Genomic DNA, 19,897 nt, shown 5'->3' with positions numbered 1-19,897 from the left:
GGCTAATTAGTTTAGGCAAAAGAAAGATTTAAAAAGAAGCTTGTTATATAGCATACTTCATTATCAGATATGTCTATAAAATATTTGTCCTTTAGTGGATGTAAGCTATCTTTTACTATATCAAAGAAATATCGGTTTTCTTTTATAAAATCATCTCTTTGTAAATACTCTATAGAGTAGTCGCTTTTAGACAATCTGCTTACCATAAATGATAAATGAAGAAGGATACCAATAAGTTTTTCATCTGCTAATTTGATAGAAAGATTTTGTTGTATTTTTTCTACTGTTGATAGTACGGCGTTATAAAGTTCATATCCGTCAAAGTTATCTATATTTTCTTTTAGTAGCGAAGGCATTTTTAAAAAAGTGGTTTTTACATCAATCATTTCTTGGATTTCAGGTATTGCTTTCATATTAATTACATCATACATTTCATATTGTTTAATATCTGTTGAAACAGAAAAAGAGGAGATAATAAATAATATATCAGTTCTTTTTCTTAAATCTTCTAACTTTTTAGCAAACTGATTCTTATGGAGACAACTTATATGAAGTATCTCAAAGTAATTTTTATCATATTTAAGCGTATTATTTAGGAAACTTTTTATCGCTACGGCAGCTCCTTCACCAGTTAAGCAGGCTGTTATGATAGAAACTTTTTTAGATTCCTTTGAAATATTTAAATCAAATCTATCGCCTTGAAAGTATGAATTTACAGCTGTTACTTCCTTATGAATTTCTTCTAATGAAAAGCCAAGGAGTGCTTTTCTAGCTGCTTCAAGTACATGAAGAGTTGATGCTAGAGGTACAACCTTAGCTGGTATATTAAATTCATTTACTATTGCATCAGCAAAGGTTGTAAGAGATCCCATATCCACTAACAGAAGGTATCCTCTGGAATTTGGTTTGTTTCTAATTAATGTTCTTAGCTTGTCCAAAACTTTTAAAGGACTTACTTCAAGAGGTGCGTTTATGCCTACAACATAAGTTTCACCTAACAACTGGTTTGCTACATCTGCCATAGAGGTAGCAGTGTAGTGACCGTGAGCAATTAATATTATTTTAACTTTCTCTTTTCTACTATTTTCAAACTCATCTTCAGGCAGAAGAAAAATTGTAAGATAACCTACCTCATCTTCTGGAATTGATTTATTTATATATTTTTCAATTATTTTTTTAGCCTTAGAAGCAATCTCATATTGAATAGGATAAAGATTTTTGAATTTATCTAAATCCGCGTTAACAATGCTGTTATCTGTATTTATTCTATTAATTAAAGTGTTTATATGAAGAGCTAATGCAGTGTAAATTTTGCTGTTTAATCTTCTTTTAAGTTCAGTAGTTAAAAAATATACCACATTATCTACGCAATCAAGACAATCTTTATCTATAATGGTTAGCAAGTTTTTTCTATTAATTACGTCTGAAACCCCAATAACATGGCTATGAAAGTATTTTGTTATATTTTTTTCTAATATATTTTCTATGGCTATATTAGATATACCTTGTGATTGTAAAGCTTCTAGCTTCTCTTCAATCAATTGATATATACAGTTATCCTCGTCAGATATATCATCTTGCAGGTTACGGCAGCAGTTTGAGAATTTAAAAAATTCTATCTCTGTTCCTACGATTTTGTTCCAAAGTAGACGATGTTCCTTTCCTTTATAAAGGCCTTCTTTAACATAAGAAGGTAAACTAGAGCTTCTTATTCTTACATCAGTTTTTATATTAGTAAGATATTCAGAATAAGCTCTAGCGCAAATTAATTGGATATCACTCTTTAGCTGCCCAACATTACTAGGGCAATCATAAGATAGTAGTGCTCTCATAGTGTTTAGGGAAACATAAATCTCTCTGCCTATCTTAATACTTTCTTGCTTAAAAAAATTCTTTATTAAAAACAACTTCTCATCTAAGGACCTTTCTTTTAAAGAAGGAATTCTTATAACCATAGGAATTCTTCTAGTAAAGGTTTGCAATAAGGAGGATGAAGGATCTTCAGTAGTAGCAGTTATTATGAGTACATCAGATTTTTGAGGGTTATCAGATCCTAAAGGTATAAAAAGTCCACTATCAAGAAATGTGAATAGGGCCTCTTGACCTTCAGGAGGAAGTCTATGAACCTCATCAAGAAATAGAACTCCTCCGTTTGCTTTCTCTATTAATCCAACTTTATCTGAATCTGCTCCAGTATAGGTGCCTTTCTTAACTCCAAAAAGCCTTGAGGTTAATAGCTGTGAGTTATTACTGTAATCAGCACAATTGAATACAATAAAAGGAGAGTCCTTTTCTCTTATTCCCATATCTATTGCATACTGGTGCATTAATGATGCTATCATTGATTTACCTACTCCAGTTTCACCAAAAATTAACGAAGGAATCCCTTTTGGTGGATAAAGAATAGCTGCTTTAACTTGTTCTATGGCCTTTTTTAAACTTATTTGAGTCTTTAGCATAAAATCTAGTTTGTTCATGCTAGATTTTTCTTTAACTAAATCCGGTGGTACGCTAAATAATACTGGGCGGGTAGAAGTTTTTAATATTTTTCCTTCTCTAAATAATTTATTAAGTTCGTGGCTTATGTTTGATCTGGACATATTTAAAACTGATGCTAAAGTAGTTGCATCAATACCTTGATCAGGATCTACTTCTAACAATTTTTCATATATTGCATCTTTTTTCAAGAAAAGCCCTCCTTGCTATGGGAAAAATATACATCTGGTTTAATTATACAGTAAAGTAAATGTTCAGACTAGAGTAATAGTAATGCATGAAGTTTTAAAATTGAAAATTTATAAATAGATAGTATCTAAGGCCATTAAATCAGATAAAGATAGGACTTTCATTACTATTAAACACTCAATACTAAATCGTCTGATATTATAAACACTGGAAGTTGTATGATGATATACGTTAAACTCTAGAGCTTACTTTTTAAACACTAATAACAAATACCTTAACACTAAAAAAAATATAATATAAAGCCTATGAAAACCTTATCAAAATAGACAGTGATAGTGTTTGGCATATGAATTGCTAAGTAATAAGCGTAAAGATTATCATTAGAAAGAGGGGATTTATAAATGAATGAATTAGAAATGATTGTACTAGATATCATAGTAAATGCTGGTGATGCAAAGGCTTACGCCTATGAAGCATTAGATAAAGTAAATAAAGGGCAATATCAGGAGGCTGAGGAAATGATGGAGAAGGCAAATCACGCATTAAGTTTAGCTCATAATGTTCAAACGGATTTGCTCCAAAGAGAAGCAGCTGGGGAAAGAACTGAAATTTCAGTGTTATTTGTACATGCCCAAGATCATTTGATGACTTGCATATCTGAAAAAAATCTTATTGAACAGTTAATTGAATTAAGGAAAGTGGTTAATAAGTTAATGAATAATCAGGTTCAACTAAGTAATGTTTAGAGATCAATCTTTTTATTACTTTTAGCGTATAGTTACGAAATCACTTAGATGATTCCGTTTATATAGAGTTTTCTTTAAGGAGGAGTATATTATGATAAAAATTGCACTGTTTTGTGCTGCAGGTATGTCTACAAGTGTTTTAGTAAAAAAGATGAAGGAGGCGGCTGAAAAGAAAGGTATTGAGGCAGAAATAGAAGCTTATCCAGAATCAACACTGTCTGCCAAACTAGATGAGGGGATAGATATAGCATTATTAGGACCTCAAGTAAGGTTCAAGATAAATAGCGCTAAGGAACTATGCTCGAAGAAAAATGTCCCTGTTGATGTTATTAATTCTGTTGACTATGGAATGATGCGAGGAGAAAAAGTTTTAGATTTTGCCTTAAAGTTGTTAGGTTAGTAATTTTTAAGGAGACATAAATAAGTTACCATTATAAGTTTATATTATTATGGCTTAAAAAGTATGTAATTATTAATTAAATATAAAGGGGGATTAATTATGGAACAAGCTAAGTTCAGTGACAAGATGATATCAGCTGTAATGAAATTTGTTAATCTAAAGGCTATAGTAGCATTGAAAGATGGTGTAATGTACACCCTTCCATTATCACTTTGCGGATCAGTATTTTTGCTATTAGCACAAATACCTTATCAACCTTTTAATGACTGGATGGCAAGTATATTTGGTTCAGGTTGGACAGTACCATTGCTTCAAATTTATAATGCTTCCTTTGGAATAATGGCTATGGCAGCTGCTGTTGGTATAGGATACGCCTATGCAAAGAATGAGAAACATGAACCGCTATCTGCAGGTATTTTATCTTTAGTTGTGTTTTTGGGATTAAATAACTTTTCTGTAACTACTGATAAAGGAGTAACGATTACCAATGTAATTGACAAGAGTTGGACAGGTGGACAAGGAATGGTAACTGCTATTATAGTTGGACTTGTAGTTGGAGCAGTATATTCATGGTTTTTAACTAAGAAAATCACAATAAAATTACCAGAATCAGTACCTCAAGGTGTTGCTAATCAGTTTTCCGCACTTATACCAGGAATTGTTATACTATTAGGAACTATGATTGTTTATATGTTTTTCAGATATGCCTTAAATACAACATTTATAGGATGGATTTATAAGGTATTACAAACACCACTTCAAGGTTTAACAGATTCTTTACCAGGAGTTATAATACTAACTGCTGCAGTACCTTTCTTATGGTGGTTTGGTGTTCATGGGGCTATGATAGTTGGTGGTGTAACAGGTTCACTATATACAGCAAATGAGCTTGCTAACCAAGCACTTATAACAAGTGGAAAAGATTTAACAATAGCTAACGGCGCTCATATAATGACACCACAATTTGGTGCATTGTTTGTAACTGTAACAGGTTCAGGACTTACAGTAGGCCTTGTAATAGCGGCACTATTAGCAGCTAAATCTGAACAATCTAAGGCTCTAGGTAAGATTGCTATCTGGCCAGCTATATTCAATATAAATGAGCCTATTATATTTGGTTTTCCTATAGTAATGAATCCATTTATGTTCTTACCATTCGTCCTAGTTCCAGTAGTATCTGCTGTTGTAACATATTTTGCGATAAAAGTAGGATTTCTACATCCGTTCTCAGCTGTTGAAGTACCTTGGACAACACCTCCTATAATATCAGGCTTCATTCTTCAGGGGGTTAAAGGTGCATTATGGCAGATTGTAGTAATAGCTTGGTCTACAATAGCATATTATCCATTCTTTAAGAAACAGGATGCATTAAACTATAAGTTGGAGCACGAAGAAGAGTTGGTTTAAGATTATTGATTAGTGCTGTGAAAATAATATTTAACGCTATAAGCCGCTTTAATAAATTTTCAGCAATTAGATGTAAATGTTTACCGGAACTATAAATTAATTAAAAAGAATATACAAAGTTTGCCCTAACGATCCGTAAGGAGGTTAGGGCAAATTAACTTAAAATTATTATATTAAATGGAGTGATAAGAATGAAACTATACAAATTAAAAGTAGACGGAAGTAAAGAGAGCTTTCATATTGATTATGCTGAAGCAAGTGATTTCATCAACTATAAGAGTTGTGGATTTAGCGGAAGTGAAGAAGAAAAGTATAATCAATTCCTAGAGGATTTATTAAAAAATTTATCCTCTCATCCTGTTAATATAAAAATGAGATTAAATACACAGGGAATAGATAGAGCTATACCTAAGAAAGAAATATTGGGAATTAAAGAAGTGAATAATTTTATTGAGAGATTGTATAAATAAATCAATTTAATTGAAATATTTATTATTTTCAAAAATAGAAAAAGGTATTTACTCAAAGCTAATGAATAAAATAATTATATTATTTACAAGAAAATTTATTATTCTTACAAATAGGGAGGGGGCATATTTATGAAGTATCTAGTTTTAGATATTGGTGGAAGTGCAATAAAATACGCAGTTATGTCTGGAGAGGCTGAGTTTCTTGAAAAAGGTAAAGTTCCTACTCCACTAGATAACATACAGAATTTTATTGATACTGTTGGAGAAATATACGATAGATACAGCAAAGATATAGAAGGAATGGCTATAAGCATGCCAGGAGTGCTTGATAGTAAACGAGGGTATGCTTACTCAGGTGGAAGCTTACAATATAACTCAGGAAAAGAAATAGTGAAAATTCTTCAAAAACGTTGTCCTACAAAGATAACTATAGAAAATGATGGAAAGTGTGCAGCTTTAGCTGAGGTTTGGAAAGGTAGCCTTAAAGAGTGCAATGACGGAATTGTTGTAATACTTGGAACTGGAATAGGTGGAGGTATAATAAAAGATAAAAAACTTCACAAAGGTAAACACTTTTTTGCAGGAGAATTCAGTTTTATATTTACTGATGGAGTAGGTGAGCAGTACTGGGGGTCAAAAAATGGGACTCTAGGCTTAACGGTCCCTGTTGCAAAAGCAAAAGGATTGCCTGTAGAAGAAGTAGATGGATATAAGGTTTTTGAATATGCTAATTCTGGAGATGAAGAAGTTCTAAAAATATTAGATGAATTTGCTTATAGTTTAGCCGTACAGATATTTAATCTTCAATGTATTCTGGATCCAGAAAGAGTTTCTATAGGTGGAGGGATAAGCGGTCAACAAATACTAATTGAAAGCATAAGAAAGAACATAGATAAGATTTGCAAGAAACTAGAGATACTAAATCCGCCTAAGCCAGAAGTTGTAAGATGTGAGTTTTCAAATGATTCAAATCTTATAGGTGCTTTATATAATTTTTTAAACTTTGAGAAAAATTAAGATAAATTATGAGATATAGGACTATGTTTAATTTAAAGATTATTATTAAACATAGTCCTTTTTAAGGATAAAGCTCCAATTTTTTGTGTTTATGTATTTGGTTATAAAATTAGTAAGAGAGCAGCTTAAACGATGTTTTTTGTTTTTAGTTCAAATATAGCAGCGACCGCTTCTTTATAACCACCACACTGTTTAAAAGAATTGCTAATCTTCTTAAGATTATTTAGGTAATTTGTGTTAGATATAGCTTCTTCAACCGAATTTCTTAAATTCTCTACAGATAACTTGTCCTTATCAAGAACGATTGCAGCACCTAATTCTTCCACCCTTGAGGCTATATAAGGCTGATCAGCACCAAAAGGAATTGCAACAAATGGTATATGGTTATATATTAAATCATTTGTGCTATTCATACCTGCATGGGTTATAGCAACAGTTGTATATTTTAATATTTCGGACTGAGGTACATAATTTTTTACAATAAAGTTTGAAGGTATAGTAAAACTAGAAATATCGATATTATAAGCAGTCATTACAATTATATAGTCAGTACTCGCAAAGGTTTCAAAAAACATGTCATAGATTTTTAAGTCAGCTTTGTTAAACACTGTACCAAGGGATATATAAATTACTTTTTTATCTTTTAGTTTATGGAATGGAAAATCTAAGTTTTCTTTTATCTCGTAGGTAGGTGGCCCTATAAACTTAAATGAGGAATCATAATACTCAGGATGTGGGATAAAGTATTTAGAAGTATATGCAATATTTAGATCTCCTTTATTAAAAAATAATTCCACGATACCAGGCATTTTTACTCCATAGTCATTCATTAAATTATTAGATACTTTTCTATAAGTATCAGCCACTGGGTGGCCTTCTATTGAGTTGATATTTATTTTATTAGCGCCTCCATATTCAAGTTCTTTTGGAGTAGCAAAGATAGCGAAAGAAGAAACCGAAGGTATTTTTAGTATTTGTGAGAGGATTCTTCCATAAGGAAAAGATGCTCCATATATTATGTAATCAAAGTTTGTACCATTTATATCGTCTAATAAGTCTTTTATAAATGCCTCACTAGATTGGAGCACTAAATTTATAAAGTTAAGCATTTGATCCATACTTACATTTTTGTTTTTATGTTCACTAGAACTCCTAGTAAATACTTCTGTCTTAAAACTTTTGAAAGTAGCCCCAGCTCTTTCTATCCTTGCTTTAAATTCATCATAACAATAGTAAGTTACTTCCTCACCCTGTTTAACCAGTTCTTCAACTAGTCCTAAGGTTGGATTAACATGTCCATGTCCATGGATGTTTAAAAATAATACTTTTGACACTTTATCACTCCTTATAATATAAAATATAGATATGTTTTAAAATTATTACAATGTTTTACATACAATGGTTTACAAATAGTTTACTACTTTTATAATGTATGTCAATTATATAAATCTAAATGAAACCGTTTTACAATTATGATGTTAATGAAATTTTGGTGTAATTATATATAAAAAATTATTAAATTAAGTATATATTAATAAGATAAAAGGATAGTTTATTAAAGTTTTGTATTTGTATAGAGGAATATAAATCATTAATAAATAAATGATTTATATATTTTTTATGTTGTTTACTGATTAGCAGTTGTGTATAATAATATTTAATTTAATACAAGTATACTTGCGCTTAGGAAATGTCTCTAAGCGCATTTATCATATATGAAAGGAAGAAGTGCTATGTGTCCAATTACTAAGGAACAGATAAATATTCTTGTGGTAGATGATGAAATCAGCATTATTAATTTTATAAAGATGGGTTTAGAGGCTGAAGGATATAAGGTATATGAGGCTTTTAATGGTAATGAAGCCTTGGATCTGGTGCAAAAGATAAATCCACATATTGTAATATTGGATGTTATGATGCCAGGAATGGACGGATACGAGGCATGCTCTAGAATTAAGAAAATAATAAAGACTTCTGTAATAATGCTTACGGCAAAGGACGAGGTTGATGACTTGGTAAAAGGACTAGATTTAGGTGCAGATGATTATATGTCTAAACCATTTAGTTTTAAGGAGTTACTAGCTCGTATTAATGCAAGAATTAGAAATAGTTTTCCAGAACTCAGTGATGTTATTAATATAGGGGACTTTACAATAGATGATGGTGCTCATGAGATTAGGTATAGTGATAAAGTACTAGAGTTACCTCCAACACAATATAATTTGTTAAGATTCTTACTTATGAATAATGGATTGGTATTAAGTAAGTCGCAAATACTTGAAAAAGTTTGGGGATATGATTTTAATGGAGATGAAAATATAGTAGAAGTATATATAAGATATCTTAGGGACAAGATTGAGGACAAAGATCATAGCATTATTAAGACTGTACGTGGAGTAGGGTATAAGGTGGTAGTTTAAATGAAATTATTTAAGAAAGCTAAAAAATCCAGAGGACTTCAATGGCAGGTATTTTCAAGATTCTTTATGATTCTTATAGTTTTGTTATTTATAATGGGATTAACTCAATATTTTAGTATGAGAGATTATTTATGTAAAAGTAAAGAACAAGTACTACAAGCAAAGTTTCATAATATTGATTTCAAGGTACTAGGAAATATTGATAAAGTTGATGAAAATAACAGTGAGCTCAATAGGATAGTTGATAATTTAGTAGATAGAATCACTAGTGCGGTAATTATAGATAAAGGCGGTAATGTAGACGATAAGGTTGTTAAACAAGAAAATGAACCTCAAGTCAATAAGGGAAATGAATATATAGATAATAAGATTGAGGAAAAGCTTAAGGAAAAGCTTGCACCAGTAGAGCCTCCTACATATGACAAAAGTGAGTATATAAAATTATTAAAGGAACCAGGAAACCTGGAAAAAGATTATAAGATTTTTAAAGGTGATGATAATACATTACAGCTAGTAGTATGGAGGAAAATAGGGGATATGAATTCTCCAACAGGTCTAATCCAATTAAGCACACCTATAAATGATGTGGGAGAAATACTTGATAAACAAATGTATATATATTTGGGTGGAGCAATATGCATGCTTATGCTTGGAGGAGCAATTGGAGGCACTGTTTTCAAACAAACACTGAATCCTCTTAAGCATATGACTAATACTGTAGAACAAATTGATATAAAAGAACTTCATACAAGAATTCCGGAGGATAATGGACTTTTAGAGATTGATAGTTTATCTCATTCCTTTAATAATATGTTGGAGAGAATTGAGACATCCTTTGAGAAGGAGCAGTATATAAAAGAGAAAATGAGGCGGTTTGTTTCCGATGCTTCTCATGAATTAAGGACTCCACTAACTTCAATTCATGGATTTGTAGAAATACTATTAAGAGGTGCAGCAAAAAATGAACAACAACTGAATTTAGCGTTAAATAGTATATTATTAGAAAGTGATAGGCTTACAAAGCTAGTAAATGATCTTTTGGTTCTAAGTAAACTAGATCAAAATATAAAAACAGAAATTAATGAGGAAGATTTAAAGGAAGTAGTAGAAGAAATCGCACCTCAGCTTACAGTACTTTGTGAGAGTAGAGAACTCGTTTTAGACTTGAATGACGAGATAAAAGTAAATATTAATAAGAACCAAATTAAGCAGGTTATATATAATTTAACTCAGAATGCTGTGCTTCACACTGACAAGGAGAACGGTAAGATAAAAATATCAACCAAAATACAAAATATAGACAATGAAGTTTTTGCTGTTCTAAGTGTTAGTGATAATGGAACTGGTATAACTGAAGAGCATATAAGTAAAATATACGATAGATTCTTTAGAAGTGACACTCACAGATCGAGAGAGCATGGGGGATATGGATTAGGTCTTTCAATCGTAAAAGGTATAATTGATTCTCACAATGGTAAGATTGAGGTTGAAAGTGAACTAGGTAAAGGATCTAAGTTTACTGTTTATTTAAAATTAAATAAGGTTTAATTAAAGCTGAAACACTTCAATCTAAAGGCTATATTTAAAACTCCTCTAGGTTCTGAGAGGAGAAATTGAAAATAAAAATTTAATTATGAAGTGGTTCATCTAAAAAAGCTTTAGGCTTAGTTGAGGGTAAGATCTCACTAAATCTAAAGCTTTTTTACTGTGCTTTTAAAAGCTTTTTATTTAGTTTTTTGTATGTTCTAAATTAGTTTACCAGATTCTCAGCTAATTCTCAGTTTGTATTAATGTTTTACTCAGTTTGGTTTTTTATAATAACAATATCAGTTGGAAGAGGCTTAAAAGATTATATTGATGAGGTGGTCCTATTTGAATGAGTTTATGGCTATGTTAGGTATATTATCTATATTAATAATTGCAGTAATTATAATAGTTATATTTATAACTGGAGATAATGGCAACGGTACAATAATAAGAAATAGTTATGGCTTAGGTACTATCGTACATTTAAGAGCAACAGGAAAAGGTGCTGAAAAAGCAATAACAGAGGCTATAACAAGAATAAATGATATAGATGATAAAATGTCAGCGTTCAAAGAATCAAGTGATATAAAAAGAATAAATGCCAAGGCAGGAAATTCTTATGAGCTTGTAAGTAAGGACACATATGAAGTAATTGAAAAAGCTGTTAAGTATAGTAAAGTTTTAGAAGGAACTTTTGATCCCACTATAAGACCGCTAGTAGAACTTTGGAACTCTAGTGGCAAGCAAAATAAAGTGCCTGAGAAAGAGAAGATTACAGAAAAGACACAGCTTGTAAATTATAAAGACATACTACTAGATAAAACAAACTACTCAGTAATGCTTAGAAAATATGATCAGCAATTAGATCTAGGTGGTATTGCAAAGGGGTATGCTGCTGATGAAGTTAGAAATATATTTAAGAAATATAAGGTGAAAAGTGGACTTATAGATCTTGGAGGCAATATATATGCTCTCGGTAATAAAGAGAATGGAAGTCCATGGATAGTAGGTATACAAGATCCTTTTAAACCAAGAGGGAACTATGTTATGACAATAAGTGTAACTGACAAGTCTGTTGTAACTTCTGGAGATTATGAGAAGTATTTTGCTATTGGAGGAAATAAATATCATCATATTTTAGACGTAAGAACAGGATTTCCTGCAGAGAGTGAAATTGTTAGTTCAACAATAATATCTGACAATTCAATAGATGGAGATGGTTTATCAACAGGAATATTTATTTTAGGTGTGGAAAAATCATTGGAAATTTTAGAAACTGTGGATGGAATTGATGGGATTTTCATAACTAAGGATAAAAAGATATATGCAACTGAAGGGATTAAGAAATTATTAACAATAACAAATGAAGAATTTCAACTTGGGACAGTATAATATTGCCCAGAAATTAAAATTGTCTCATGAATTAATTAAAGAATAATAATATTAAGCTAAGTCGTCGCTTAAGAGGAGTAAAAACATGGCTAAAAAAATAAAAAAAATCCAGATATTAAGACATATAGTTCAACTGATCTTCTTTATATTATTACCTGGTCTGTATACATTGACCTTTACTGAACTTAAAACTGTATACAAGATGATAATTAGTGGTAACTTTCATTTTATTAAAGCTCTGCCAGCTTTAAGTGAATTTATTATAGTTATTCTTTTCACCGTGCTTATGGGAAGAGTTTTTTGTGGATGGTTTTGTGCCTTTGGAACATATAATGATTGGGTACATTTAATAGCAAAGAATGTATTTAAAGTTAAGTTTAGAGTAGATGAAAAAGTAGATGCAGCATTAAAGTATGTGAAATATGGTGTTTTGCTTATGCTTTTAATAGTTACTTGCACACTAGGAAGTAATATTTTAGAAGGTACAAGTCCATGGGATGCTTTTGCTCAAATAACTGATTTTTCGAATGTTGTTTCAGGTTTACTTATAGGTCTTATACTGTTAGTACTTATAACAATAGGTGCATTTTTTGTTGAAAGATTCTTTTGTAGATATTTGTGTCCTTTAGGAGCAGTATTTTCAATAATATCTAAGATAGGAATTTTAAAAATAGATAAACCAACTGAGAAATGTGGAAAATGTAGAGCTTGCACTAATGTATGCTCAATGGGAATCCCTCTTTATAAAAATGAGAGTGTAAAAGGTGGAGAATGTATTGAGTGCTTAAAATGTATAGAGATATGCCCTAGAAAAAACACTGTTGTGAATATAGCTGGAGAAGATTTAAATCCTGCATTAGCTAGCTCTGTAGCCATTGCTACCTTTGCTGGTGTTTATGGATTGACTAATCTTACAGGTGCAGTTTTAACTAAGGCTGGAATATCTTCAGCAAGCAGTATTACCATGAGCTCAAGTATTACAAATAAAACATCTAATTATAAAGATGGAACATATACTGGCAGTGGTACAGGATTTAGAGGTGGTACAACTACAGTTTCGGTTACAATACAAAATGGTCAAATTTCAGATATCCAAACAGTATCTTCACAAGATACTCCAAGATATTATGACAGAGCATCAGGTACAGTAATAAATGAAATAATTTCAGCGCAATCAACTCAAGTTGACACAGTTTCAGGTGCTACGTTCACAAGTAATGGAATCATAAGTGCAGTTGAGGCCGCTTTAAATCAAGCAACTAATGGTTCTACTTCAACAAGCACTAGCGATGAAAATAATTCTAGTGAATCATCAAGTAGTAATAGTTCTTCTGATAATAATGGCAATGTAGCTAGTTCAGCAGATAATAATGTAAATTCAAATGAGCAAAGTAGCAACACAAATGGAAGTACTGGATTTGGTCATAAAGGTGATAGTGTTGGTGGAGCAAATCAAAGTGGTCAGGATAGCAATTCTACAAGTAACGGAGCTTCAAGCAGCACGTCAACTAATAATTCAGCTTCAAATAGTTCTTCAAGCAGTAACTCAGGAACTAATGGAGGTGCTTCATCAAGTACAGCATCTGCTAAGTATAAGGATGGAACCTATACAGGTACAGGCACAGGATTTAGAGGCGGTACAACAGAAATGTCTGTTACTGTTGCTGGTGGAAAAATCACTAAAGTAGAAACAGTATCTTCTCAAGATACTCCAAGATTCTATAGCTATGCTGAAAATACTATGACAAATGAAATTGTTTCAGCACAATCAACTAGTGTAGACACAGTTTCAGGTGCAACCTTTAGCTCTAGAGGAATCATTGAAGCAGTTCAAAATGCTTTAAGCAAGGCAAAGTAAGATAGTTAATTAGCAAGAAAATATACAAAAGTTAAATAGTCTAGATGATTGTAATAGAACAACACAATAATCTAGACTTATTTTTTTGTTTATAATTCGCTCATTAAAGCATCGGATGACTGCTTAATTTTCAACATGGTACTTTAAGAGCACCTTTGTAGAATAAGCATTACGATTATTGTCGTTTAAAACAACTATCTATATGGTCATCTATTAGTCCTACTGCTTGGAGGTAAGAGTATATTATAGTTGTTCCTAAAAATTTAAAACCTCTCTTCTTTAAAGCTTTGCTAATTTTATCAGATAAAGCTGTGTTTGCAGGAAGCTTTGATAAGTCATTCCAGTGATTTAATATCTGCTTATTATCTATAAAGCTCCAAATGTAATTATCAAAGCTGCCAAATTCTTTTTGGATTTTTAGAAACTCCTTTGCATTACTAATGGAGGCTTCAATTTTTCTTCTGTTTCTTATTATGCCTACATTATTTAGTAGCTCTTCTACTTTTTCTTCATTATATTGTGAGACTTTAATAACATCAAAATCATCATAAGCTGTCCTATAATTTTCTCTCTTTCTTAGTATGGTAATCCAGCTTAAGCCTGCCTGAGCTGATTCTAAAACAAGAAATTCAAAATGTTTTTTATCATCATGGACAGGAACACCCCACTCTTCATCATGATATTTAATGTATAACTCATCGTTTCCGCACCAAGAACATCTATTCATAATATAACTCCTTAAAATTTTATTAATATCAATAACCTATATTTATGAGAACTAATGTTTTATTTCAACATTAATCTTATCATATTTCACAAATTTAATCCTAAGAGATGCTAGTGGAACACTATAATAAGATATAATTAGTTGAGGAAATTATTTTAAATAATGAACTTTTTTTACACTTGATTGTCTTATTTAATGAATGGAGTAAGGAGGAGATAAAACTTTGAAAGAGCAAGAACTTTTAACTAGAGCTAAAGCTGGAGATAAACAGGCACTTAGCGGATTAATTGAACAAAACTATAAAACTCTTAATGGTTTTATAATAAAGCTTACTGGAGATATTTATCTCTCTGAAGATCTACTTCAGGAAACCCTTATGAAGGCAATTGTAAATATAAAGTCTTATAAAGGAGACAGTAAGTTTTCAACATGGCTTATAAAAATAGCTTTAAACTTATACAGAAATAATTATAATAGGCAAAAAAAGATTAGATTTGAAGAAATGAGTGATGATTCATTTATAAGTAAAGGATCAGAAGTTGAAGATAAAATAGAAGCAAAACTGCAGGTTGAAGAAGTTTTAAAGGAATTACAAACTTTAAGCTATGAAAAAAGAGTAACCTTTATATTAAAACATTATTACGGCTACAGCTTAGAAGAGATAAGTAATATAATGGGGTGCGCAGAAGGGACTGTAAAGTCACGACTACACAATACAATTAAGGGATTAAAGAGTGTGTTTAAGTCTAAGGAGGTGTCTATTTATGAAGAGGAATGAAAGTATTTTTGATGAAAATAAGTTGCTTGATGACAGCTCATTAGAAGAGCTAGGGCTTATTAAAAAGTTAAACGTCATTGATTTAATTGACAAGGTTCAGGATAAAGAAAAAAAGAAGAAGCTTATTATATCTGATTTTGTATATGGTGGAGTAGTGACCTTAGTGCTTATAATGCAGTTTAATATATTAATCAGAATGGGTGTTGTTATATGGATAAGTATAAATGGTTTTATGTCTCTTTTAATACCATTAATTATGCTTCCTAAGTTACAAAAGAGAATTAAAGGAGGAGTTGTTTCATGAGTTTAGGTGAGTTGGCAGTCTTTAGCGGAAGCTTTATCATTCTTTTATTTTGGCTTGGACAGTCGTTGTGGGTATATTTAGATGCAAGAAATAGAAATGAGAGATTTGCATTAGGATGGGCTATTTTAGCACTATTCAGCGTTCCGGTTTCTTTAATAGTTTATATATTGATTACAAGAGGAAGAGAAGAAAAGTGCAAAGCATGTGGATCACTTTTAGAGCGAGGATTAACCATATGCACAAACTGTGGAGCAGATGTAGGAAAAATTTGCGGAAGCTGTGGAGGTATTATGAAAGAAAGTTGGAATTATTGTCCTAAGTGTAAGAATAAGTACCAAGATAATTAATTTTAATGTTTAGGAGGAAATTGATATGGAGATATTTAAAAAGTATAAGCATATATGGATAATATTTATTGTAGTGATAATGGTAGTGGCATTAGCAATTACTGTACTTATAAAAGGTACATTTAATGGTAAGTTTTATACGGATAGTTTTAGTGAAAGAGGGGCTTTTGAAACCTCAACCCTCAGTTCATGGAATAAGAGCTATAACTATTTTAATGGTTCTGTAAATAAGAGAATAAAAGTTAAAGCTGATGAGGAGTTGACTATTAATTATTCATCTGCTGTAAAAGAAGGAAGCTTGAAAATTATCTTTTTCAACGAAGAAGATAAAGAAATAAAGAACCTACTTGAAGATAACAGTGGTGTATTTAAATATACAGCAAAAGAAAAAGGTACCTGCCATATACAAGTTGTAGGAGAGAAAACCAAGGGTGAATTCAATTTATCATGGAAATAAAACTGTAATAATGCTTAGAGTTCTTTTGAAATCACTAAGAATTATTGTATTAAGTATAATAAATTCTTAGTAAATAAGCAGAATAGATGGTATAATCTGATATGAAAATTATTGGTTTAAAGAATTTGGAGGATTTCAAATTGGAAGAAAAATTAGATACACCAGAAGTAATGAATTTTAATAACTTGGATAGTGAAAACAAGGTTGTTATAGATAGTAATGAAGAGATATGGAATAAAGAAACCTACAATGCATGGGTGAATAGGTTTGGAACACCAGAAGAAGCTGCAGAGAGAATAAGTAAAAATCCTGAAGGGTTACTTTCTATACTTAATGATAAGTTTGGGGATGTAAAAGGAAAGAAGATAATGAACCTGATGGGGTCTAATGGTAATAAGGCTGTTGCATTAGCTTTACTTGGGGCACAAGTTACTGTAGTTGATTTCTCGGAAGGTAATAAGAGATATGCTTTGGATCTTGCAGAGGCAGCAGGAGTACAAATAGAATATATAGTATCTGATGTATTAAAGCTGCCAATGGAACAATTGTTAGCTAATTATGATATTGTATTTGCTGAGATGGGGATACTACATTATTTCACAGATTTAGCTCCATTTATGAAGGTAATATATGAGCTTCTTAATAAAAAAGGTATTGCTTTAATAAGAGACTTTCATCCTATATCTACTAAGCTCATAAGTTCTAGAGGCTCTACTGCAAAGGTACGAAAGCACAAGGTAACTGGTGATTATTTTGATACTTCTTTAGAAGAAAAGGATGTATCTTATCATAAATATTCAGAGAATGATGAACCTAAAAAGGTATTCCTTCGTAGATGGACCCTTGGTGAGATAGTTACAAGTGTTGCTACTTCAGGTCTAATTATTAAAAGTTTAGAAGAAGAACCTAATTTATCTTCAGAAACTTTTGATAAGGGAATTCCTAAAACTTTCACTATTGTTGCTGAGAAAAGCTTATAGAAAATAAAAAAGATGAAATGATGACAGAATGTTTAAATATGGAGGGGTCAACTCTATAAGTTAAAATATTTCAACAATCATTTCATCTTATTTTTATATTAAATTTCCTTATTTCTTAGAAAGTCTTCTTTAATAGCCTTTAAGTTTTCTTCATTAGTAAATAAGGAAAGTGCGGTAATGGCTAAAATTTTAGCACCTACTATAAGACCGTAATCGCCTTCTTCGGATACAGCAGCTTCTCTAAAATCTACAGTATGGCCAACTAAAGTTTCAGGTCCTATTTTTACATGAGGATGTATGGTTGGGACAACATGGCTTATGTTTCCGACATCTGTGGAGCCAAAACCTTTGGTTTGTTCAGTTGATATTTGTAATCCAAGTAGAGCAGCTTTCTTTATAAATAACTCATCAAAGGTTTTATTGATGAGGATATTATCAATTTTATTTTGAAAAGCAATTATATTGACTTTAGCTCCTGTAGCTAAAGCGGCACCGTGTGCTATATTCTTAATTTTTTCAGTCACTTCATCGCAAGTTTTTCTTGTTGTGGCACGTATAAAGAATCTAGCTTTAGCATATTCAGGAATTATATTAGGAGCATCTCCTCCGTGAGTTATTATTCCGTGAATTCGTACATCAGGTGTAACATGCTGTCTTAATGCATTTATTCCATTAAAAAGTGCTATTACAGCATCTAGAGCATTTATACCTTCATGTGGAGAAGCTGCCGCATGAGCAGGCTTGCCTATAAACTCGAAATCCAGTGGATCAACAGCAAGAGAAGGACCAGTTGGGTAGTTTTTATTGCCTGGATGGATTATTAAACTAGCATCTACATCTGCTAGTAGCCCGTGATTTACAAAACTACCTTTAGCGCTTCCATTTTCTCCACCTTCCTCGGCAGGGGTTCCAAAAACTCTTATTTCTCCTCCAATTTCATCTAAAACTTTTGATAATGCTATTGCAGATGCTGTACTTAGAGTACCAATTATATTATGGCCACAAGCATGACCTAGACCAGGAAGTGCATCGTATTCAGCTAAAAAAGCAATAGTTGGACCATTCTTGTTGGATCTTTTTTTAGCTATAAAAGCTGTTTCATGGCCTGCAACACCTGTCTCGATATTAAAACCTTCTTTAGCCAAAGTATCAGAAAGTAAAGCAGAAGCAAAAAATTCTTTGTTTCCAAGCTCAGGCTTATCGTGGATACTATGACTTATGTCTATATATTTATTTTTACTTTTTTCTATTTCATCTATAACTTTTAATTCTAATAAATTTAACTTATTACTCAATTTAATTTCCCCCTTTTATAAAATAAAAAAGTCGCTGAAGCGATCTTCTTCAGTGAGTTTTTTTACGCATCTGCCTTTCCGAATATATATGAGGAAAATCTGGCAGGCGAATAAATTTTGCTTTTTTACTGTATGATTTATGAAGATATTAAAGCAGTTGAAATAATTAGGTTTAGCTAGCGTTTAAATTTTATACTTTACTATACAGTAAAAAAATCTTCATCCTTAAGTGGAAGAAGATTTAAAATGCATGCCTATAAAGGCCTATATTTTAAAGTAATTTCTTCCCCATCTTTCAGAAATAAAACTCCTGTTGGATTTAGCACCGTGCATGCAAATGAAACATGTTGGTTGCTGAGACATCTTAGGGCCATTCCCTCCGTCTCTCTTGATAAGGTATTTACTGTTTAATCAATATTGATTTGTATATTTTGTTTAAATTCAACTTTATCATGCATGACAAGTTTGATTTAAGTAGAATTATAGACGCAAAAATTTTCCATGTCAAGATATATTATTAAACTTATTGAATTACTAAGAAAAAATTAATTTCACGAATTAAGCAGTTCTTTTTAACATATGAATATAGAGATAGGATATCTAAATTGGTATAGTTTAAAGTAAATTCTATTTTTATTACTAATGACTAAATTAGAGTGCTGTATGCAGAAATTTATTAGTATAAATTGAGGTTTAAACATGATTGAAATAAAATTTTTTTGAAAGATTTTTGAAGTATAAATAAATATATATTATATATTTATTTAAAGTTTTTAGGATAAAACTAAAGGTAGTTTTTTTATAATAATATCTAAAATTTGGTATTGACAGTTAAAAAAAACATAACTATAATTGGTTTCAAGCCGAAGTTATAAAAAAATAATATGATCCTTATCTAGAGAAACTGAGGGACTGGCCCGATGAAGTTTCAGCAACCGGCGTGTGTTCATTTGCTCGCAAGGTGCTAATTCCTGCAGACTTATATGTCTGAAAGATAAGGAAAGATGATACTTGTGAGTTACCCATATGTGGGTTATTTATCAAGTCCTCTTTCCTTGTTAGAAAGAGGACTTTTTTATCGACTTTT

At 31.3% G+C, this 19,897-nt stretch carries 18 protein-coding genes and 2 riboswitches; of the genes, 14 read left to right on the top strand and 4 right to left on the bottom strand.

What is annotated here, in order from left to right:
- Positions 1-11: 11 nt before the first annotated feature.
- On the bottom strand, positions 12-2,687 hold the full coding sequence (locus J3477_RS16305) for a sigma-54-dependent transcriptional regulator (protein ID WP_228731297.1): 2,676 nt from the start codon (positions 2,685-2,687) through the stop codon (positions 12-14).
- Positions 2,688-3,086: 399 nt separating this feature from the next.
- Here J3477_RS16305 and J3477_RS16300 point away from each other — a divergent pair, with 399 nt between their 5' ends.
- The 5 genes from J3477_RS16300 to J3477_RS16280 all read left to right on the top strand — a co-directional run bounded on the left by J3477_RS16300 (position 3,087) and on the right by J3477_RS16280 (position 6,725).
- Positions 3,087-3,431 (top strand): PTS lactose/cellobiose transporter subunit IIA, encoded by a 345-nt coding sequence (locus J3477_RS16300; RefSeq protein ID WP_206871019.1) that lies wholly within the window; start codon positions 3,087-3,089, stop codon positions 3,429-3,431.
- A 91-nt stretch (positions 3,432-3,522) separates the two neighbouring features.
- Entirely contained in the window at positions 3,523-3,831 is a 309-nt protein-coding gene (locus J3477_RS16295; RefSeq protein WP_206871018.1) for a PTS sugar transporter subunit IIB, read from the top strand.
- 99 nt (positions 3,832-3,930) lie between these two features.
- Complete coding sequence (locus J3477_RS16290; protein WP_206871017.1) at positions 3,931-5,238, top strand: PTS sugar transporter subunit IIC; 1,308 nt, start codon at positions 3,931-3,933, stop codon at positions 5,236-5,238.
- A gap of 191 nt (positions 5,239-5,429) precedes the next feature.
- A complete protein-coding gene (locus J3477_RS16285; protein WP_206871016.1) occupies positions 5,430-5,708 on the top strand; it encodes a hypothetical protein in 279 nt (92 codons plus the stop codon).
- Between the two features lie 129 nt (positions 5,709-5,837).
- On the top strand, positions 5,838-6,725 hold the full coding sequence (locus J3477_RS16280; RefSeq protein WP_206871015.1) for an ROK family protein: 888 nt from the start codon (positions 5,838-5,840) through the stop codon (positions 6,723-6,725).
- 125 nt (positions 6,726-6,850) lie between these two features.
- Here the strand turns inward: J3477_RS16280 and J3477_RS16275 are convergent, their stop codons facing one another.
- Entirely contained in the window at positions 6,851-8,059 is a 1,209-nt protein-coding gene (locus tag J3477_RS16275) for a macrolide family glycosyltransferase (RefSeq protein WP_206871014.1), read from the bottom strand.
- A gap of 399 nt (positions 8,060-8,458) precedes the next feature.
- Here J3477_RS16275 and J3477_RS16270 point away from each other — a divergent pair, with 399 nt between their 5' ends.
- The 4 genes from J3477_RS16270 to J3477_RS16255 all read left to right on the top strand — a co-directional run bounded on the left by J3477_RS16270 (position 8,459) and on the right by J3477_RS16255 (position 13,922).
- Positions 8,459-9,145, top strand: a complete 687-nt coding sequence (locus J3477_RS16270) for a response regulator transcription factor (protein WP_206871013.1) — start codon at positions 8,459-8,461, stop codon at positions 9,143-9,145.
- Positions 9,146-10,693 (top strand): sensor histidine kinase, encoded by a 1,548-nt coding sequence (locus tag J3477_RS16265; protein ID WP_206871012.1) that lies wholly within the window; start codon positions 9,146-9,148, stop codon positions 10,691-10,693. It begins immediately after the preceding gene.
- Between the two features lie 324 nt (positions 10,694-11,017).
- Positions 11,018-12,064 (top strand): FAD:protein FMN transferase, encoded by a 1,047-nt coding sequence (locus J3477_RS16260; protein ID WP_308483211.1) that lies wholly within the window; start codon positions 11,018-11,020, stop codon positions 12,062-12,064.
- A gap of 85 nt (positions 12,065-12,149) precedes the next feature.
- The gene (locus tag J3477_RS16255; protein ID WP_206871011.1) at positions 12,150-13,922 is read left to right on the top strand and encodes an FMN-binding protein; all 1,773 of its coding nucleotides are present in this window, start codon (positions 12,150-12,152) and stop codon (positions 13,920-13,922) included.
- Between the two features lie 175 nt (positions 13,923-14,097).
- On the opposite strand, the gene J3477_RS16250 is transcribed toward J3477_RS16255, so the two are convergent.
- On the bottom strand, positions 14,098-14,649 hold the full coding sequence (locus tag J3477_RS16250; protein WP_206871010.1) for a DNA-3-methyladenine glycosylase I: 552 nt from the start codon (positions 14,647-14,649) through the stop codon (positions 14,098-14,100).
- Between the two features lie 223 nt (positions 14,650-14,872).
- On the opposite strand from J3477_RS16250, the gene J3477_RS16245 reads away from it, so the two are divergent.
- The 5 genes from J3477_RS16245 (at position 14,873) to J3477_RS16225 (ending at position 17,515) form a co-directional block, all read left to right on the top strand.
- Positions 14,873-15,427 (top strand): sigma-70 family RNA polymerase sigma factor, encoded by a 555-nt coding sequence (locus J3477_RS16245; RefSeq protein ID WP_206871009.1) that lies wholly within the window; start codon positions 14,873-14,875, stop codon positions 15,425-15,427.
- A complete protein-coding gene (locus J3477_RS16240; RefSeq protein WP_206871008.1) occupies positions 15,414-15,731 on the top strand; it encodes a hypothetical protein in 318 nt (105 codons plus the stop codon). The genes J3477_RS16245 and J3477_RS16240 overlap by 14 nt, the downstream gene beginning before the upstream one ends.
- Positions 15,728-16,078 carry a zinc ribbon domain-containing protein gene (locus J3477_RS16235; RefSeq protein ID WP_206871007.1) on the top strand — a complete coding sequence of 117 codons (351 nt, stop codon included), beginning with the start codon at positions 15,728-15,730 and terminating at the stop codon, positions 16,076-16,078. Before J3477_RS16240 ends, J3477_RS16235 begins: the two co-directional genes overlap by 4 nt.
- Before the next feature lie 25 nt (positions 16,079-16,103).
- Positions 16,104-16,535, top strand: a complete 432-nt coding sequence (locus J3477_RS16230) for a hypothetical protein (protein WP_206871006.1) — start codon at positions 16,104-16,106, stop codon at positions 16,533-16,535.
- Between the two features lie 170 nt (positions 16,536-16,705).
- On the top strand, positions 16,706-17,515 hold the full coding sequence (locus J3477_RS16225; protein WP_206871161.1) for a class I SAM-dependent methyltransferase: 810 nt from the start codon (positions 16,706-16,708) through the stop codon (positions 17,513-17,515).
- Positions 17,516-17,613: 98 nt separating this feature from the next.
- Here the strand turns inward: J3477_RS16225 and J3477_RS16220 are convergent, their stop codons facing one another.
- Positions 17,614-18,810, bottom strand: a complete 1,197-nt coding sequence (locus J3477_RS16220) for a M20 family metallopeptidase (RefSeq protein WP_228731295.1) — start codon at positions 18,808-18,810, stop codon at positions 17,614-17,616.
- Between the two features lie 285 nt (positions 18,811-19,095).
- Positions 19,096-19,208: riboswitch (SAM riboswitch) on the bottom strand.
- A gap of 490 nt (positions 19,209-19,698) precedes the next feature.
- A riboswitch (SAM riboswitch) is annotated at positions 19,699-19,811 on the top strand.
- Positions 19,812-19,897: the final 86 nt, after the last annotated feature.

Source organism: Clostridium zeae (assembly GCF_017312485.1).
In the GTDB taxonomy this organism is placed as follows: Bacteria; Bacillota; Clostridia; order Clostridiales; family Clostridiaceae; genus Clostridium_AR; species Clostridium_AR zeae.
The sequence above is the reverse complement of the archived record's forward strand: the minus strand, read 5'-3'. Positions and strand labels throughout refer to the sequence as shown.

What these genes read in the sequence shown, in the direction of transcription:
- J3477_RS16285 (WP_206871016.1), top strand. Translation starts at nt 5,430, where the DNA reads ATGAAACTATACAAATTAAAAGTAGACGGAAGTAAAGAGAGCTTTCAT.
- J3477_RS16270 (WP_206871013.1), top strand. Translation starts at nt 8,459, where the DNA reads ATGTGTCCAATTACTAAGGAACAGATAAATATTCTTGTGGTAGATGAT.
- J3477_RS16265 (WP_206871012.1), top strand. Translation starts at nt 9,146, where the DNA reads ATGAAATTATTTAAGAAAGCTAAAAAATCCAGAGGACTTCAATGGCAG.
- J3477_RS16225 (WP_206871161.1), top strand. Translation starts at nt 16,706, where the DNA reads ATGAATTTTAATAACTTGGATAGTGAAAACAAGGTTGTTATAGATAGT.
- J3477_RS16290 (WP_206871017.1), top strand. Translation starts at nt 3,931, where the DNA reads ATGGAACAAGCTAAGTTCAGTGACAAGATGATATCAGCTGTAATGAAA.
- J3477_RS16300 (WP_206871019.1), top strand. Translation starts at nt 3,087, where the DNA reads ATGAATGAATTAGAAATGATTGTACTAGATATCATAGTAAATGCTGGT.
- J3477_RS16280 (WP_206871015.1), top strand. Translation starts at nt 5,838, where the DNA reads ATGAAGTATCTAGTTTTAGATATTGGTGGAAGTGCAATAAAATACGCA.
- J3477_RS16240 (WP_206871008.1), top strand. Translation starts at nt 15,414, where the DNA reads ATGAAGAGGAATGAAAGTATTTTTGATGAAAATAAGTTGCTTGATGAC.
- J3477_RS16235 (WP_206871007.1), top strand. Translation starts at nt 15,728, where the DNA reads ATGAGTTTAGGTGAGTTGGCAGTCTTTAGCGGAAGCTTTATCATTCTT.
- J3477_RS16295 (WP_206871018.1), top strand. Translation starts at nt 3,523, where the DNA reads ATGATAAAAATTGCACTGTTTTGTGCTGCAGGTATGTCTACAAGTGTT.
- J3477_RS16255 (WP_206871011.1), top strand. Translation starts at nt 12,150, where the DNA reads ATGGCTAAAAAAATAAAAAAAATCCAGATATTAAGACATATAGTTCAA.
- J3477_RS16250 (WP_206871010.1), bottom strand. Translation starts at nt 14,649, where the DNA reads ATGAATAGATGTTCTTGGTGCGGAAACGATGAGTTATACATTAAATAT.
- J3477_RS16230 (WP_206871006.1), top strand. Translation starts at nt 16,104, where the DNA reads ATGGAGATATTTAAAAAGTATAAGCATATATGGATAATATTTATTGTA.